Here is a 17262-nt window from a genome sequence, read left to right on the forward strand (position 1 = left end):
TTTCTTATTCATTGGTGCAAATTGTGCTGAGCACAATTTGCACCAATGAATAAGAAAGTGTCAGATTCCTGTAGCATCCGCATGTACAGTGCATGGGTTTGCGCGCCTCCCGTGATCGGGATGTCCTTTCATGGTTGGTGCAGCAGGGGCGCTCTGATTCCCAACATATTACGACCGCCATCACAAATTGCAGGAGCAGTAGAAGATTCGGCTGATTTCTTATACAATATTTAAGGAAGGGATTCAACAGAGAACAATGTGGTTCGACACGGAGGTGATCTATGACGTTCATTACTCTTGGCGAGTGGTTGGCCCGACGCGAATTTCTCAGTCCTCATAAAGTAGGCTTGATCGATGAGGAGACTGGACTACACTTTACCTATCGCATGCTCAATCTGCGTGCCCGTGCCCTGGCTGCCTATCTACAGCAACAGTATCATCTGCGCCAGGGCGAGCGCGTAGCCATCGTGGCCTTCAACGCACCTGAGTATCTGGATGCTTTTTTTGCCTGCACATTACTGGGTGCGATACTGGTTCCGGTCAACTGGCGCTTGACCGTGCGTGAGCTCGGCATCATTCTAAACGATTGTCAGCCGGTATTGCTTTTATATGACTCTGCCCATGAGGAACTGGTCAATTCATTGAAGGTATGCTGCAAGGTGCACTCAGTGCTCGCCTTCTGCGATTTTCCTGGCGAGCAGACAGCACTGGCTGATCAGCTTCGACCGTTCGCGACAACAGATGGCGAGGATGTGACACTCATCCTATATACTTCAGGTACAACCGGTATGCCCAAAGGGGTAATGCTCTCGCAACGTATGATCACCTGGAATGCCATCAATACGCAGATTAGCTGGGGACTACATGAAACAGATATTGCGCCCACCTTCGCCCCTTTTTTCCATGCCAGTGGCCTCAATGTGCTGACGACGCCCCTCTATCACCTTGGAGGAACTGTCGTACTGCTGCGTAGTTCCGCCCCCCAGGCTATATTGTCTGTCATCGAAAAGCAGCGCTGTACGGTTGTGTTCGCGGTCCCCACCGTTTTTCAACATATGTTGCAGCATCCAGATTTTGCCAGCACTGATTTTTCTTCTGTGCGCTTCTTTATTACTGGTGGATCGCCATGTCCTCTGCATGTAATTGCAGGCTATGCTGAGCGTGGGTTGGGATTTCGCCAGGGCTACGGATTGACTGAGGTGGGCGTGAACTGCTTTAGTCTGGCTCCCGAGCATGCTGTCAGTAAAGCCGGCTCGGTTGGACATCCTATTTTCCATTCGCGGGCCCGTATCGTTGATGAATTTGATCAGGATGTGCCCGCAGGTGAGGTGGGTGAACTGGCTCTGGCCGGTCCACACGTTTGTTCTGGCTACTGGCAACAACCAGAGGCTACGGCCAATGCCTATCGCGATGGCTGGTGGCATACGGGGGACCAGGTGCGCTGCGACGCGGATGGCTTTTATTATATTGTTGGGCGTCAGAAAGATATGTTTATTTCCGGTGGCGAGAACATTTATCCGGCCGAGGTTGAAAACGTGATCATCACCCATCCCAAGATACTGGAAGTGGCGGTCATTCCACAGCCCGACGCGCGCTGGGGCGAGGTCGGACTGGCAGTGGTCGTGCCACGAATTCCGGGCAGCTTGAGTTCTGAAGAGATCCTTAGCTTTTGCGAGGGGAAACTTGCTCGCTACAAGCTCCCCCGCGCGGTGCGATTCGTGGAGGCGCTGCCACGCAACGTTATGGGCAAGATCATGAAGGCTGAACTGGTCAAAGAATTTCAATGTACATGAAAAGGTATCCAGACCAGCACCTGGCAAGCAGCGCGCTGGCTGAATGCTTAGTGAGCAGCCCAGCCACAATCGATCATTTGTGAGCTCCCGGTAATACCGCTGGCGGCGTCGCTACATAGATAGGTTGCCAGTTGGGCGACCTCGGCAGGCTCTAGCAGACGCTTGATGGCACCTTCGGTTACCATGATCTTCTCGACCACTTCGCTTTCCGGGATGCCATGGACCTTGGCCTGGGCGGCAATCTGCTTCTCGACCAGTGGTGTGCGTACGTAGGATGGGCAGATGGCGTTGCAGGTTACGCCATGCTCGGCCGCTTCCAGTGCCGTGACACGCGTCAGCCCGAGCAGGCCATGCTTGGCCGTGACATATGCCGACTTGAAGGCAGAGGCGCGCACAGCATGGACCGATGCGATGTTGATGATGCGCCCCCACTTACGTTTGTACATATCTGGCAATACTGCCTGCGTCAACAGAAAAGGCGCGGTCAGCATAATCTCAATAATCTGGCGCCATTTCTCTTCGGGGAACTCAACGATCGATGCAACGTGCTGAATACCAGCGTTGTTTACCAGAATATCTACCTGTCCCTCAGCCTGCATGGTAGTCGCGACCAGCGTGCGTACATCCTCTGGCGAGGTCATATCCGCTGCCTGGAAGCGCGCACCTGCTAGCTCTGCGGCGGCCGCCTTGCCACGTTCAACGTCCACGTCTGAGAGAGTGACCCGCACGCCTTGGGCCGCCAGATCCTGAGCAACTGCCAGGCCAATACCGGAAGCTGCTCCGGTGACAATAGCTACTTTTCCACTCAAGCTATTCATAGCAACAAAGACTCCTTCTCGTTGATGTTAAATATTTTTAAATATACTCATCCACCCATGTATAATTCTTGTACGCCACCCATGTATAATTCTTGTACGGCTGAATTAGCTGTCAGGGTTGTTGCCTCACCATTAAGTACAATGCTGCCACCCTGTAAGATATAAGCGCTGTGCGCGACATCCAGGGCCTGGTGGGCATTCTGTTCAACCAGTACGATGGTTAAACCTTCTGCGCGATTCAGCTGCTCGATAACTTCAAATACGGTTTCAACGATGATTGGAGCCAGGCCCTGCGATGGCTCATCCAGCAAGAGCAGCCGTGGATGCGACATCAAGGCTCGTCCGATCGCCAGCATCTGACCCTCACCTCCACTCAGGCTGGCCGCGTGGGCATGCAGGCGCGTCTTTAAACGTGGGAAATGCTCCAGAATGCGTTCGATATCCTGCTCAATCTCAGCATGGGAATGGCGAGTGTAGGCTCCCATTAATAGGTTTTCGCGGACCGTCAGGGAGCCGAACAGGTCGCGCCCCTCTGGTACCAGGGCCAGTCCTTCGCGCAGTCGTCTTTCCGCCGAGAGGCGCTCCAGTGGCTTGCCAGCAAACTCGACGCTACCTGATTTAATGGGGATCAGTCCACTGAGCGCGCGCATCAGGGTGGTTTTGCCAGCTCCATTGGAACCTAAAATAGCGACGATAGCTCCCTGAGCGACGTCGAATGATAGGCCATGCAGTACTTCGAGTGAACCGTAGCCAACGTACAGTTGCTCAACCTTCAACATGCGATGCCCCCTGTGATGTCTGTTCCTGCTGTATCTTTTTGCTGGCCGCACGTCCCAGATAGGCTTCCAGCACGGCAGGATCGCTCAAGACGGTTCTGGGCTCGCCCTCGGCCAGCTTGCTACCATAATCCAGCACACAGACGCGATCGGCCACCGCCTGTACAAGTCGCATATTGTGCTCGATTAAAAGCAGAGTAGTACCCAGTTCTTTTTGCCAGAAGCGCAGGCGGGTAGCCAGTTCCTGCACCTCCTGGGGCGGCACACCTGCCGCTGGCTCGTCGAGCAACACCAGGCGCGGCTGCAACACCAGGGCGCGCGCCACGCCGATCAATTTCTGGACCCCGAAGGGTAAAGAGCCCGCGCTACGCTGGGCGTAGCTATCTAATCCAAGCAATTCCAGGGTCTCCATGGCATGCTGGCGTGCGCTGGCGTCTTCGCGTTTACTGAGACCGAAGGGCAGGATGCCCGATAGGATACCTGCGCGCAAGCGGGTGTGCTGGGCGGTCAACAAATTATCCAGGACGGTCATGCTATCGAACAGCTGCAGTTGTTGGAAGGTGCGCCCGATGCCGAGCGCGGCTCGCTTGTGGGCTGATAACGACAACAACTCCTGGCCCGCGAACTGAATGCGGCCAGCCGCTGGCTTGATCAGTCCGCTGATACAGTTGAGCACAGTGGTCTTACCAGCTCCATTAGGACCCACCAGGGCGAAGATCTCACCCTCAGTAATTTGCAGGCGCAGTTCGTTGATGGCCGTGAGGCCACCAAAGCGTACCGTCAGGTTATGAATCTCCAGCAATGGACTTGTTGGCGCGACTTCAGTCATTGCTTCCCTCCCCTTTATGGCTGCGCTGCAGCCAGTTGCCGGCACGTGTTCCCAGGCTACTCAATCCGCTGGGGAAGAAGATCAGGACGAGTAGTAACAATAGTCCATAGATACCTGTGAACAGGGTTGAGATCTGTAGTTGAAATGAACCAATCATCATGGGACTGGGCAATTGACCTAGCAGCAGGGGAAGAAAACCAACAAAGATAGCTCCTAGGATTGAGCCGACCAGCGAGCCCAGGCCGCCTACGACGATCATGGCCAGAAATGCGATGGTCTGGTCTGCGCTGGACATGCTTGATGAGGCGGTGGTGGCCCAGGTGGCATATAGGGCACCAGCCAGCCCGGTCATGGCGGCGCTGATTACAAATGCCTGCAGCTTATATTTCGTCAGGTTGATGCCAAATGCTTCGGCCGCCGTTTCATTGTCGCGAATAGCCACCCAGGCCCGCCCAACCCGCGAATGGAGCAGATGATAGCTTAAGAATAGCAAGATGACAACGATAGCAAAAATGAAGTAATAAAGTGTATGGTCATCGTTCAAAAAGTCTGGCAGGTTGCTCAGATCATAATTCTGGCGTCCCGCCGTGGTGTCCCAGAAATTCAGCAGTGCGCCAACGGTAGTGACCAGTCCCAGAGTCGCTACAGCCAGGTGCGCGCCGGAGATACGCAGGGCAGGGCTGCCGACGACAAGGCCTAGAATTGCCGAGACGAGCACCGCAGCCAGGATACCAACCCAGTAGGGCTGCCCAATATCACTGCTCAACCAGGTAAGTATATAAGCGCTGACACCAAAGAAGGCGGCATTTCCTAGCGCGGGCTGGGCAGCATAGCCAGTCAGAATATTCTGTGCCAGAGCGGCCAGAATAAAAATGCCAATCAGCGAGATATGGTGTAACTGGAAACCAGAGCTGACACCAAAGATCTGGTCATAGAGCAGTGGCAGTAGGATAAGCACGAGAATACCAGCGATGCTGACCAGCCAGCGAGGTTGCCTGAAAAGGGATAAACCTGGACCGTTCTCCCTCCGAGCCTCTGCCTGTACCGCCCCTCCTGGTGCTATCTCCTGATCCATTGTCGGCTTCTGTGCCATAGCTGCAACTCCTTTGCTACACACGCCGCAGTAGCGCACGGCCGCGCAATCCTTGCGGTCTGATCAGCAACACAATCACAAAACCGACAAAGATCAATGTGTCGCGAATCGCCGGATTGCTGATATCCAGTGATCCCAGTGTATGCCCGGCCAGGAAGTAGGCCAGTAGATTACTGACCAGTCCAACAAGAATGCCGCCAATGAGAGATCCTGGCAGGCTGTCTAACCCACCCAGAACGGCTCCGATAAACGCTGGCAGCAAAATAGGGTCCATGAACTGCACATTGATTAGATTACTCTGGCCTGCCAGTAAAATACCGCAGACCGCCGCCAGAAACGCGCTCAAGGCCCAGATCAGCATAAAGATACGTCCCACGGACGCGCCCATCAGGCGCGTTGCCGGGATACTATCGGCCATAGCGCGCATGGCGATGCCCAGTCGGGTGTGCATCAGGAAAAGGTTTAAGGCCAGCATTAAAGTCGTGGTAACGACCAGGATCACAAGGTCAATGGCTGAAATATAGAGTCCTCCCAGGTGGATAGCGTGTCCTTCAAAAGGTGTGGAGAAGTGCTGCACCTCAGCCAGTTGCGGCCAGATGGCCTGCGTGATTGTTTCTAGCACCAGGGCCAGTGCCAGGGTGGCGATGGCTTTGGTAAACACAGGCGCATGCAGGACGGGACGGGCGAAACCACGTTCCAGTACGATACCCAGCAGTGGAGCAAATAAAAGTGTGATGCATAGCGCCAGCCAGAAGTTGAGTCGTGGTCCCGTCAACAAAATATACATAAAACAGGCGCACAGGGCAGAGATGGCCCCATAAGCAAAGTTCAGCACCCCCGTGGTGCGGTAGATCAAAACAATCCCCAGCGTTAATAGCCCATACAGACTGCCTGTTACCAGTCCTGCTATAACGACTTGCAAAAATGCGATCATTGCATCTGCCCTCGGCGGCTATACCTTCTATTCATTAGCGAGCATCAACATGACAGGTGAGTCATGTCTTATGTATCATGCCATGAAGATGACGTTACTGTCAAGAGATGTTTTTTTGCGCTCTTGACATTTCATGCTCATATCGGTTATATGTGAAACATGACTCATGTATCATATTCCTGACCACATAGATGTGGTGTTAACAAAGGGAGCGAGACGGCATGGATCTTTTTGTACGGCTTCGGATCGGGAAACGCTATGCAGCGTTGCTGGTGGTGGTGGCTGCTATGTTTACGCTGGCTGCATGTGGCGGCAATGGAACAACAACCACGACGGCGGCCAGCGTACCCGGCGTCAGCAACGATACGATTACAATTGGTGCGGTACTGGATACGACGGGCCCGCTGAAGGTGATCTGCGCGCCAATCCTGGCTGGCGACCAGCTCTATTTTAACAAGATCAATGCGGCCGGCGGTATTAACGGACGCAAGGTGAAACTGGTACAGGTAAGCGATGATGGGAACTCGACCAAGACCAAGGGTGCGGTACGCCAGCTGTTTGAGCAGGATAACGCCTTCGCACTTTTCCAGGTATGTGGCTCGGGCAATGCCAATGTTGCCGAAAGCTATACCAATTCTAAGGGTATTCCTCTGGTTGATCCCATTGGTGGTGGCTCCAAGTTCAATGATGCGCAGGGGAAAGCCCTACCCTGGGTCTGGATGACTCAGCCCAATTATGGGGATGAAGGCCATGTCATCGGCTATTATTTGTCCAGTAAGCAGCATGCTAAAACAGTAGGCTTGCTTTATGAGGACGACGTATTAGGCTTGCAGCAAAAAACGACGCTGGGCGAATCGCTGCAAAAAAATGGTGCCCAGTTAGTTGCTTCGGTAGGCTATAACGCTGCCCAGACCGACTTTACGGCGGCGGTACAGACATTAAAGGCCAAGCATCCGGATGTTATCGTCCTCAATGGCTTGCCTGGTCCTACCGCTAAATTCATTGCCACAGCTACCAGCCAGGGATATCATCCGCCCATGGGCTATCTGGCCAACTATCCGATGGCCGATAATTCCTGGGCAAAAGTCCTGGGACCCGCTGGTGAAGGTATCTATGTGAGCGGCTATACCAGCACGGCTTCGCCGGTTGGTCAGGAATATCTAAAGGCTACCTCTTCTGACGCGGTGTTTAGTGCGTACAAATTCTATGGCTATATCAATTCCAAGATCTTCTCGGATGCATTGAGCAAAGCGGGAAAAACTTTGACCCGCGATAGCCTGCGCAACGCTCTAGATCATGATTTCAATAACTATGACACTGGATTTGGTCCCAGCCTGACCTGGACGCCTGACCAGCACGGAGGGGTCAGCGATTTTATGTTCCTGCAGATCAAAAATTCTCAGCTCACACCGGTCAGCGATTTTATCAAGGCGTCACAGGTCTGGCAGTAGATAGTCGCAATCTGACACTTTCTGTCCTGTTAGTCCTGGAGGTATCTTTACCTCCAGGCTTTTTATAAGGGGTCAAATCTATGCCAATGCAACCAGTCAGCGATACATTTGTGGCTACCAGCAAACTCACACACCATTATGTCCAGTGGGGAGAACAGGGACCACCCATCGTCTGTGCCCATGGCTTGACAGCCAATGCATTCTTCTTCCAGGCGATTGCGGAAGACCTGGCGCGCGATCATCGTGTGTTTGCCTACGATCTGCGCGGACGAGGTAAAAGCGACCGGCCGGAACACGGCTACAGTGTGCCCATCCATGCGGCGGACCTGTCCGCGCTCATCAGCGCTCTGCAGTTGGAACGCCCCATCATCCTTGGACACTCCCTTGGCGCTCTGGTCGCTTTGTATTTTGCGGCCCACTATCCAACGCAACTCAGCAAACTGATTCTGGCGGATAGCGGGGCTCCCCTTCCCTGGAATAAAGTTGAGGACCAGCCTGCCTGGTTGACAGCGGCCATCAGCCGCCTGGGAGTTGCGGTCCCTTCGTATCAAGAATACATCCAGCGCCTGAAGGCGGCACCATTTCTGGGACCCTACTGGAACGAGTATGTGGATGTCTACTTTGAGCACGATGTGGAGAGGCTGAGCGATGGATCAGTTATCTCTCGCAGCTATCGCGAAGGCATTCTAGAGGAGGGACTGAATTTAGTCGAGGACAAACCTGAAGAACAATGGGCCATGGTGCAGGTGCCAACCTTGATTCTACGCGCCGGTCAGGGATTGGTATCACCCGATGATCAACTCCTCTCAGAAGCCTCTGCTGCCACCATGCATCAGGCCATCAAAAATAGCCAGTTCGTAAATTTTCCGACCCTTAACCACTATACCTTACTATTCAATGTAGAGCCAGAGCCGCTCAAGGTTATGCGCGCCTTTATCGCCTGACCTCACCCGGAGAGGTGCAACACACATGCTGCACCTCTCCATAAAAAACCTCACACGATGGCACATGCACCCAAACGACGAAACCGTTTGATCATGCCCCGACATGCTCGCCATCCATGCGCGACGCCTCTTCAACACGACACGCCAACAGGGCGACACAATTGTCAGAGCTGTCTAGTGGTATTGAACTGTCAACACGGGCACATAGGAGCTGCCTGAATCTCCGCTGTAGAAATCCATGACGTCCATTTGATAGGTGTTGTTGGTTGCTTGCTGGAAGTGGATACGAAACTGTGTATGCCCATTCAGATTGATGTAGCTGAAGGCGCTGGAGGCAATGCTGTCGCTGGTTGCCTGATTGGTCTGCGTAGGCACCACATTGAAGTAGCCAACGTTAGCCTGACCGGGGCTGGCATTGTAGTCAGCCTGCTCCAGCGCGTAATTGCCATTGAAGCCGCCAATCGGTGAGATGTCCGCACTGATCGAGCCCAGATCCCCTTGATAGTAGTAGGGATCGTAGCGGTAAAGGGTCAGGGTGACACTGGTGATGGTCGATCCTGCAGGTATCTTGCTGGTGTCAAAAGAGACAATGCTTACTTCAGCCTGGTTGAGCGAGGTTGAACCCACCTGGAGATATGCCAGCGAGCCCATCGGAACCCCATCATTGGGATAGATATAACCATCTTCGGCTGCCAGCGAGGTGAGGGTGATACTGTGGGTCGGTGGCGGTGTTGGAGTTGGTGTCGGTGTTGTTCCTGGTGTTGGGGTTGGCGTCGGTGTTGTTCCTGGTGTTGGGGTTGGTGTCGGACTCTGACCATTCCTGGGATGGTTCATGAAAAATGTATACATCGCGTTGGTCGCGCTGGGTCCCTTGGGATCGGTATAGGAGCCGCTGCTGCTCCCACCAGACCAGGCATGGCCCATGCTATTAATTTTCCAGTACTCTTCGATCTCGCTGCCACTATTGTCATTCCAGGTCTGAACGGTGTAGGAGTAGCCCCCAGAAACCTGGCCATTGGTGTTGGTCGAGGGACTGCTGAAACTGGCATTGTAGCTTCCGTTTGAGGCCAGGTGATCGGTCTGCATCCACTGTTGGATAACCTGGTCGCCATTGACCGGATAGACGGTGTAGTCGCTCTGCCCCTGGAAATCAATGGTGGGGACGACACGCGCCGCGCTGCCCATGGCGTTATACGCGGCCTGCCCCTGCTGCGTCGGATTGGGTCCGCCCTGCGACTGCGCCGTGGTGGCTGATGTCAGCGAAGTAGCAGCCTGATATTCCAGCCCGGAGTGTACCCCGATAGCGGCAAAGATATCGGGATAGGTGGCGCCCATGATCACGCTCATCGCGGCGCCTGCAGACATGCCAGCCACATAGACACGATTGCTGTCAATCGTCCACTGGGAGGTTGTTTGCTCTACCGTCTGAGCAATACCAGCAATGATGGCCGGCTCACCACTCCCACGCGCCTGGTCAGCAGTTTGAAACCAGTTCCAGCACGAGGACGAGTTATAGGTGCTTGTTTGCTGTGGATACACCACAATAAACTGCTTCTGGTCCGCCAGGGCATTCATCTGTGTGCCATTGGCGAAGTCCGTCGGGTTTTGTGTACATCCATGCAGCATTACAATCATTGGGACGGCGGTGCCAACCTGGTAGTTAGCAGGGGTGTAGACATAGTAGGGACGACTGCCAGCGGGACCGTTGTAGGTGTATTGGGTAAAACTGCTGCTGCTGGCGTGCACCCATTGAATAAACGAAGCAGTAAACATCAGTAAAGTGACCAGGACCAGTGCCAGGGCAGCAAGGCTGCGAAGCAATTTTGACATGAAAGCCCCCTCTCACAACTATGTTATGAAATAACTATCCGCATCTCGATGCGGATAGTTGCAAACTCCGCTCAACGATGAGCAAATAAAGAGTCAGGCTAAAAAATTCAGGTCCTCAAAATATCTACCCGGACAGCTTAAACAGGCAGGATGTACAGTTGCCACATTACAAGGACATGACACATGATTCATATATCAGATAAATAAACAAATTGTCAAGAGAACAATAGAGGGCAATGACAAACGTCAATTGCCCACAACCGCTCTCGGAGTACTGCGGAATTGTGCTGCGATCAGATCTCCCCATAGTTCAGAAATTGAGCATGCTAACTACCTGCTTGCTCTAAACATGACGCATGAGTCATGTATCATATTTCTAAAAATTTGTCAAGCTATAGCAGACTACACGTGCAAAAATCGCAGGAAAAGTTTAGCCGACCATGTAATAACCAATACCCGGCTCGGTAAGGATGTGGGCAGGCTGTGAAGGATTTGTTTCGAGCTTGCGACGCAGACGACCGATATAGACGCGCAGGTATTCGGACTCGCTGCGATACTCGGCGCCCCAGACGCGTCTGAGCAGGGCCTCGTGGGTAAAAATCTTGCCTGGATGCAGGGCAAGCTCCTGCAGCAGATCAAATTCTGTTGGTGACAGCTTGACCAGGGTGCTATCTTTCCAGGCGCGCCGCTGCTCAAAGTCGATCTCAAGGTTACCGAAGCGTCTCGTTCCGACCGAAATTGGATGGTCGGCCCAGTGGTTACGTCGTAGCACCGCTTTAATGCGGGCCATCAACTCACCGATACTAAAAGGCTTGGTCAGGTAGTCGTCGGCTCCTTGCTCCAAGGCCACGATTTTATCGGCATCTTCGCCCAGGGCGGTCAGGATAATAATCGGTACTGTGCTGCTCTGCCGGATACGGCGGCAAACTTCCAGTCCATCCATCCGTGGCATCATGATATCCAGGATGACCAGCGCAAAATTGTTTTTCTCAAACAGGGCCAGGGCCTCCAATCCGTTGCTGGCCAGCGAGACTTTAAAGGACCTTAGCTCCAGGTTGCGCTGCACGAAATCCTGGATGCCTGGCTCGTCATCCACGACGAGGATGTGTTTTTCCTGTGGCATACATTGACACTCTTTCTATGTTTACTAGAAGACTTCTTCCAGCTTAAAGGGACGTGATGGAGAATTGGAGAGATGGAGTAGACGCGCTGGCAACCAGATATGGAAGATGGCGCCGGTTGTTCCATCACTGCGGTTCTCGGCCCAGATTCGCCCCCGTGAGCTTCGACAAAACCACGGCAGATAGCCAGCCCCAGTCCGACACCGCTGCTACTGCGCTCACGACCGCCATCGACCTGATAAAAACTTTCAAAGATATGTTCAGTCAGGTCGGCTGGCAAGCCGGGACCGTTGTCTTCCAGGCTTAAACGGATTCCACTTTCTTCTGTTTCCTGGGTGTAGCGTACGGCGATGGCTATTTCGGCGTTCGCGCCCGCATAGCGCTTTGCGTTCTCCAACAGATTGCGCAAGACCATCTCGATACGGCGCTGATCGATATAGACGACCGGCACTTCTGCCGGCAGAGAGAGGCATATCTGCAGCTGCCTGTTCTCGTCATTTTCTATAACCCTGGTCAGTAAAATATCCAGGCGGCATAGACGAGGTGCAAGTTTAAGGGTGCCAGCCTCGAGCTGCGACATCTCCAGCAGACTGGTCACCAGTTCGGCCATGCGGTCCTCCTCTTCGACTATACGAAGCAAAAAGTCTCGCTGCATGGTTTCATCAACTTCGACGTCGGTCTCGAGCAGGCTGGTTGCGTACCCTTTGATCGTTGTTAGTGGCGTGCGCAATTCGTGCGAGACGATGGCCAGCAGATTCTGCTTGACCTGTTCGGCTTCATTCTGCCGCGTTACGTCGCTCATGATTTTTCCCCGGCCAATTACCTGGCCGGCCATGTCTCGTACCTGGAACAGACGCATGCGTATGTGGCGCCGGGAAGGGACGAGTTGACCAAGTTGATTGTAGTAGCCATGAACCTGGAACTCTATTACCTGCGATCCGGTGCCGCTTTCGGCATGATGCAAGGCCTCTAGATATACCTCTGGCTTCTCTACCAGGGCCTCCATGCGCTCAGTCAAGTGCTTGCGCTGAAAAGTATCCTGGGCGACGGTCGGGGTCGACATGCCGACGAACTGTGTGAAGCGCTGATTGGCGTATACGACTTCGCCCGCTGGATCTTCTAGCAGTACCCCTTCGTTCATGCTGCATAACAGGGCATCCAGGGTTTGCAGACGTGTATAACTCTGCTCGTCGCTTTTGCGGAAGAGCGTGTGGATCTCTTCTTCCATATCAGAGAAGGCGTTCACCAGGCGTCCAATCTCGTCTTGCCGACTCTTCTCTCTCACCAGCAGTCGGTGATCGGTCACTTTCCTGGATTGATCGGGCTTGATCATGGTGGCGGCCTGGGCCAGCCGAGAGAGGGGAGCCACTACCCAACCGTGCATGACAAACCAGAAAACGCTGGCACCAACCAGCAGCATGATCAAAGCCATGATCAGGCTGTGCTGAAAGCTAATGACGGTGGCAAATGTATCGTCGACGGGTCGACCGACCGCGACAACCCAGTCAGTTTCATGAATCGGCACGTAGCTATATAGCCAGTCGCGCTGCTCCTCCCTGGTTATCACGTTGCCGGCGTTACCATGCAGGGCATTGCTCAGGCCAGGTATACGCTGTAGCAACGGAATGTTAGCAGGCGCTCCTTGCGCATTCACAATCGATGTGCCCTGCTTATCCATGATCCAGATACGCATCTCGCCATTATTTTTAAACTGTCCCTGTATAGACGACAAGTGTGGATACAATTGTTGTTGCTGTAATGTGAGCATGATCATTCCGGCTAGTTGATGCTGAGCATTGGTAATGGGGGTTGCCAGCACAACGCTATAGGTATGGGTCTCCTGATCACGCTGTCCTATCAGCAGATAGGTCTGGCGTGAATCATGCAATCGCTGCAAATATGACGCTATACTGGCACTTTGCTGCAATTTCAGGTTAGATTGAGGATCCGTGAGTAGTAGCTTTCCTGTTGCATCGTAAACGAGATACTGGCTGATCTCGGGGTGGATGCGTTTAGAAATGTCTAATTGAGCGGCAAGCTGCGTGCGGTTTAGTTGAGATGCGGCTGGGCTCTGGGCCTGTTCCTGCGCCTCTTTAACCGTTCCCTGCACATAGGTCTCTACATCCTGAGCAAGTGCCTGGGCCAGGCTTAAGTCCGCCTGTTGCGCGCTCTGTTGCAGCGCATCGCGTTGAAAAAAATAGAGTTCAGCGCCACCAAGCACTAGCGGAATCACAAACAGACCATAGAAGACCAGTAGTTGCAATGCTATTTTGCGTTCCAGTATTTTCAGCATAGTTTAGCCTCGCTCAAGAAACGGTGCTTTAGTGGTTATAGTATGCTTCAATATGACGAGCAATTCAACCTATTTGCTCTCCCCCCTCCAAAATATTTATATTTTTGTTTACATCAACGTATATTCTGTTTACGGCTTTGTTACTTTCTACTTGTATACTTACCTTTAAATAAAGCGATTGTCAGCCAGTATTGAAAAAGCGGATGCTACGCGCCTTCGGCCCCTGACGCTACGTGCCTGTGGCGCTCACAATGTGTTATATAGTGGGGCGGAAATCGCGCCGGGCGCGATTTCCGCCCCACTATATAACACAGGCTTGGCCGCGTATGCGGACGCATGTAAGGGAGCTATTCGCTTCCCATAAAAGCGAACAGTGCTCATAAGCTGGTATCCTGAACTGCAGTATATAAACTGGGAGGTTTAATGACAACTCTGCGTTTTGATACTGTTGAGGATATAGATGCCGAAGAGTCGATGGTTCCGATTATCGCCGCCAGTACGATCGGCGCTGCTATCGAGTGGTTGGATTTTTTTTATTATGGTTTTCTGGCTGTCACGGTATTTCCCGCCGTATTCTTTCCAGGTCTCAATCCCTATGCGGGCATGATTGCTTCGTTCACAACAAATTTTGTGGGCTTTGTAGCGCGACCTCTGGGCAGCATTTTCTTTGGTCACTTTGGCGACCGCATCGGACGTAAGCCTACGCTGGCTACCACACTGCTATTGATTGGCATTGCGACCATGTTGATAGGTGTACTTCCTGGCTATACGACAATCGGTATGCTGGCGCCGTTGCTGCTGGCGCTACTGCGCTTTTTACAGGGCGTTGGAGTTGGCGGCGAATGGGGCGGTTCAATCCTGTTGACAATGGAGTTTGGCAATCCTGGTCGGCGCGGGCTTTTGACTAGCTGGCCGCAGACGGGCGCATTTGTGGGCCTGGGTCTGTCTGTAGCTTCGCTGCTTCTCTTTAAAAGTCTCTATCCCGGGGATGCCTTCCAGAGTGTGGGATGGCGGATGCCGTTTCTCTTAAGTACGATGCTGCTGCTGGTAGGATTGTATATCCGTCTGCGTATCCCTGAAACGCCGGCTTTTTTAAGCGTTCAGGCACGGCAGCAGTCGAACAGTATTGTGCGCCAGGCCTGGCGAGGTTACTGGCGTGAAGTCTTGCTTTCAGCTCTGGTCCGCTCAGGAGAACAGGCGCCGTTCTACATTTTTACGACCTTTATGCTTTCATATGGCGTAGAAACACTACACTGGGATGCCTCGCTGCTCTATCGTGGTCTGATCCTGGCTTCGCTGGTGGCCTGCATTACCATTCCTACCTTTGGCGCTCTCTCCGATCGCTTTGGGCGACGGCAGGTAACCATGTATGGGGCGCTGCTGATGTGTGGCTGGGCCTTTCCGTATTTTTTACTTTTTAATACTGGTAATCCGGTGTTGCTAATGCTGGCAATTGCGTTCTCACTGGGAGGTTGCCATGCCTGCCTCTATGGACCCCAGGCAGCCTTAATCGCTGAACGCTTTCCAACTCAATTTCGCTACACAGGTGCAACCCTTGGCTACCAGCTAGCTTCAATTATCGCCGGGGGCCCGCCCCTATCGTCGCAACATATCTGCTTAGCCGGGCCCAGCCGTTCAACTCGGACTACCCTGTCTGGGTATTCATCGCTCTTTATTTGATTGTTATGGCCCTGATATCGCTGCTGGCAGCTTTCTGCCTGCAAGACTATACAGGCCAAAACACAGTTGAAGATCTGACATAGCCAGAGGAGGTGCAATACAGAATACCTATAAGTGCATCAACGGCGATACACTTTTTGATTTCAGGAACATAGCTTTTTTCAACCTGATATATTCCAAAGGAGGATTATAATGAGTACGAATATTTCGTCAGTGGACGAACCAACTCCTCAACAGATGCGTACGGTAATTATTTCCAGTACAGTGGGCACTGCCATCGAGTGGTATGATTTTTTCCTCTATGGCACAATGGCCACTCTGGTATTCCCCAAGCTCTTTTTCCCGGCATCCGATCACATTGTAGGAACCTTGCTCTCATTATTAACCTTTCTGGTTGGCTTTATCGCTCGCCCTTTCGGTGGCGCAATTTTTGGACACCTGGGAGACAAGATCGGGCGTAAGTCTACGCTGGTGGCTACGCTGCTGTTGATGGGCATCTCCACCTTTATCATCGGTATTTTGCCCGGCTATGCTACGCTGGGTGTGTTCGCGGCTCTCCTGGTAACGCTGATGCGCCTATGTCAGGGTCTGGGAGTCGGTGGCGAATGGGGCGGCTCGGTCCTGCTGGCAATGGAATATGGGCATAAAAACAAACGTGGTTACTGGGCTAGCTGGCCTCAGCTTGGCGCTCCACTGGGATTAGCCCTTTCGACCATTGTGGTTGATATTGTCCAGGCCTCTATGGGAACCGCGAACTTCCTGTCCTGGGGATGGCGTATTCCTTTCTTTGTCAGCGCTCTGCTCATTATCATCGGCCTCTATATTCGCTTGCGTGTGATGGAAACTCCGCTCTTCGCGAAAGTCAAGGAGCAGAAACGTGAAGCTGATGCTCCTCTGCTGCACGCTTTCCGACACAGTACACCGGAGATTTTACTCAGTGCGGGCTCGCGTTTTGTTGAACAGGCACCGTTCTATCTTTTCGCCACATTTGTGGTCACCTATGGTGTCGACAAGCTGCTCCTCAACAAAACGATGATTTTGAATAGCATCGTTGCTGCCGCCATCTTAGAGATGTGCACCATTCCCCTCTTTGGGGCGCTCTCCGATCGCTTTGGGCGCCGCCGTTGGTATCTGATCGGCTGCGTACTGATGGTTGTTTTCGCCTTCCCATACTTCTTGTTAATGAATAGCGGCTCAACCGCGCTCTTTGTGCTGGCTGTCATCCTTTCGCTGGCCATCTTCCATTCCTGGGTCTATGGTCCACAGGCAGCTCTGATCGCCGAACGCTTCAGCACTCGCTCACGTTATAGTGGCGCCTCGCTTGGCTATCAGCTGGCAGCCCCACTGGCTGGAGGACTGGCCCCGATTATCGCGTTGCTGCTCCTTAACGGCAAAACCAATCTGTCGGCCCTTGGGCTGACTGGTGTTGTTATCAACATCGGTGCGGGCTCCTGGCAAGCCGTTTCAATCTACATGATCATCCTGGCAGCGATCTCGTTCGCGTCAGTGCTCGGCCTGAAAGAACTGGCGCACGCAGATATCTCCAGCGTCGAAGAAGATAAAGTCTCTTCTGATGTACTCATTCTGGCCACCGAAGACTAACACCTCGTTGCCTCCGCTGTACCACAGCCCTGCTCTGACAGAGCAGGGCTGTTCTATTTCCTTATAATTTGTAGTGTGCAAATCACTTACAACCGCCG

At 53.0% G+C, this 17262-nt stretch carries 13 protein-coding genes; 5 read left to right on the plus strand and 8 right to left on the minus strand.

All coding sequences use genetic code 11. The features are described from left to right. The first annotated feature begins 281 nt into the window (after positions 1-281). The gene (locus tag JMI88_RS31425; RefSeq protein ID WP_201366000.1) at positions 282-1793 is read left to right on the plus strand and encodes an acyl-CoA synthetase; all 1512 of its coding nucleotides are present in this window, start codon (positions 282-284) and stop codon (positions 1791-1793) included. 47 nt (positions 1794-1840) lie between these two features. On the opposite strand, the gene JMI88_RS31430 is transcribed toward JMI88_RS31425, so the two are convergent. The 5 genes from JMI88_RS31430 to JMI88_RS31450 are packed head-to-tail and all read right to left on the minus strand — an operon-like array spanning position 1841 to position 6243. Further along, positions 1841-2611, minus strand: a complete 771-nt coding sequence (locus tag JMI88_RS31430; protein ID WP_201366001.1) for a 3-hydroxybutyrate dehydrogenase — start codon at positions 2609-2611, stop codon at positions 1841-1843. 47 nt (positions 2612-2658) lie between these two features. Next, positions 2659-3390 (minus strand): ABC transporter ATP-binding protein, encoded by a 732-nt coding sequence (locus JMI88_RS31435; RefSeq protein ID WP_201366002.1) that lies wholly within the window; start codon positions 3388-3390, stop codon positions 2659-2661. Further along, entirely contained in the window at positions 3377-4216 is an 840-nt protein-coding gene (locus tag JMI88_RS31440) for an ABC transporter ATP-binding protein (protein WP_201366003.1), read from the minus strand. Before JMI88_RS31440 ends, JMI88_RS31435 begins: the two co-directional genes overlap by 14 nt. Then, the gene (locus JMI88_RS31445; RefSeq protein ID WP_201366004.1) at positions 4209-5309 is read right to left on the minus strand and encodes a branched-chain amino acid ABC transporter permease; all 1101 of its coding nucleotides are present in this window, start codon (positions 5307-5309) and stop codon (positions 4209-4211) included. The genes JMI88_RS31440 and JMI88_RS31445 overlap by 8 nt, the downstream gene beginning before the upstream one ends. 16 nt (positions 5310-5325) lie before the next feature. Further along, positions 5326-6243, minus strand: coding sequence for a branched-chain amino acid ABC transporter permease (locus JMI88_RS31450; RefSeq protein ID WP_201366005.1), 918 nt, complete (start codon positions 6241-6243; stop codon positions 5326-5328). A 221-nt stretch (positions 6244-6464) separates the two neighbouring features. On the opposite strand from JMI88_RS31450, the gene JMI88_RS31455 reads away from it, so the two are divergent. Both JMI88_RS31455 and JMI88_RS31460 read left to right on the plus strand, forming a co-directional pair. Further along, entirely contained in the window at positions 6465-7694 is a 1230-nt protein-coding gene (locus JMI88_RS31455; RefSeq protein ID WP_201366006.1) for an ABC transporter substrate-binding protein, read from the plus strand. An 80-nt stretch (positions 7695-7774) separates the two neighbouring features. Beyond that, positions 7775-8638 carry an alpha/beta fold hydrolase gene (locus tag JMI88_RS31460; RefSeq protein ID WP_201366007.1) on the plus strand — a complete coding sequence of 288 codons (864 nt, stop codon included), beginning with the start codon at positions 7775-7777 and terminating at the stop codon, positions 8636-8638. A gap of 174 nt (positions 8639-8812) precedes the next feature. On the opposite strand, the gene JMI88_RS31465 is transcribed toward JMI88_RS31460, so the two are convergent. The 3 genes from JMI88_RS31465 to JMI88_RS31475 all read right to left on the minus strand — a co-directional run bounded on the left by JMI88_RS31465 (position 8813) and on the right by JMI88_RS31475 (position 13882). Beyond that, complete coding sequence (locus JMI88_RS31465; protein ID WP_201366008.1) at positions 8813-10468, minus strand: extracellular catalytic domain type 1 short-chain-length polyhydroxyalkanoate depolymerase; 1656 nt, start codon at positions 10466-10468, stop codon at positions 8813-8815. Between the two features lie 430 nt (positions 10469-10898). Beyond that, complete coding sequence (locus JMI88_RS31470; RefSeq protein ID WP_201366009.1) at positions 10899-11591, minus strand: response regulator transcription factor; 693 nt, start codon at positions 11589-11591, stop codon at positions 10899-10901. Then, positions 11513-13882: a sensor histidine kinase gene (locus tag JMI88_RS31475; protein ID WP_201366010.1), complete on the minus strand. Its 2370-nt coding sequence runs from the start codon at positions 13880-13882 to the stop codon at positions 11513-11515. The genes JMI88_RS31470 and JMI88_RS31475 overlap by 79 nt, the downstream gene beginning before the upstream one ends. 423 nt (positions 13883-14305) lie before the next feature. Between JMI88_RS31475 and JMI88_RS31480 the strand changes: the two genes are divergently transcribed. Beyond that, positions 14306-15562 carry an MFS transporter gene (locus JMI88_RS31480; protein ID WP_201366011.1) on the plus strand — a complete coding sequence of 419 codons (1257 nt, stop codon included), beginning with the start codon at positions 14306-14308 and terminating at the stop codon, positions 15560-15562. 192 nt (positions 15563-15754) lie between these two features. Next, positions 15755-17164 carry an MFS transporter gene (locus JMI88_RS31485; protein ID WP_236023136.1) on the plus strand — a complete coding sequence of 470 codons (1410 nt, stop codon included), beginning with the start codon at positions 15755-15757 and terminating at the stop codon, positions 17162-17164. The last annotated feature ends 98 nt before the right edge of the window (positions 17165-17262 follow it).

Source organism: Dictyobacter formicarum (assembly GCF_016587435.1).

Coding starts and splice junctions, on each gene's coding strand:
- JMI88_RS31425 (WP_201366000.1), top strand. CDS start 282: ATGACGTTCATTACTCTTGGCGAGTGGTTGGCCCGACGCGAATTTCTC.
- JMI88_RS31430 (WP_201366001.1), bottom strand. CDS start 2,611: ATGAATAGCTTGAGTGGAAAAGTAGCTATTGTCACCGGAGCAGCTTCC.
- JMI88_RS31435 (WP_201366002.1), bottom strand. CDS start 3,390: ATGTTGAAGGTTGAGCAACTGTACGTTGGCTACGGTTCACTCGAAGTA.
- JMI88_RS31440 (WP_201366003.1), bottom strand. CDS start 4,216: ATGACTGAAGTCGCGCCAACAAGTCCATTGCTGGAGATTCATAACCTG.
- JMI88_RS31445 (WP_201366004.1), bottom strand. CDS start 5,309: ATGGCACAGAAGCCGACAATGGATCAGGAGATAGCACCAGGAGGGGCG.
- JMI88_RS31450 (WP_201366005.1), bottom strand. CDS start 6,243: ATGATCGCATTTTTGCAAGTCGTTATAGCAGGACTGGTAACAGGCAGT.
- JMI88_RS31455 (WP_201366006.1), top strand. CDS start 6,465: ATGGATCTTTTTGTACGGCTTCGGATCGGGAAACGCTATGCAGCGTTG.
- JMI88_RS31460 (WP_201366007.1), top strand. CDS start 7,775: ATGCCAATGCAACCAGTCAGCGATACATTTGTGGCTACCAGCAAACTC.
- JMI88_RS31465 (WP_201366008.1), bottom strand. CDS start 10,468: ATGTCAAAATTGCTTCGCAGCCTTGCTGCCCTGGCACTGGTCCTGGTC.
- JMI88_RS31470 (WP_201366009.1), bottom strand. CDS start 11,591: ATGCCACAGGAAAAACACATCCTCGTCGTGGATGACGAGCCAGGCATC.
- JMI88_RS31475 (WP_201366010.1), bottom strand. CDS start 13,882: ATGCTGAAAATACTGGAACGCAAAATAGCATTGCAACTACTGGTCTTC.
- JMI88_RS31480 (WP_201366011.1), top strand. CDS start 14,306: ATGACAACTCTGCGTTTTGATACTGTTGAGGATATAGATGCCGAAGAG.
- JMI88_RS31485 (WP_236023136.1), top strand. CDS start 15,755: ATGAGTACGAATATTTCGTCAGTGGACGAACCAACTCCTCAACAGATG.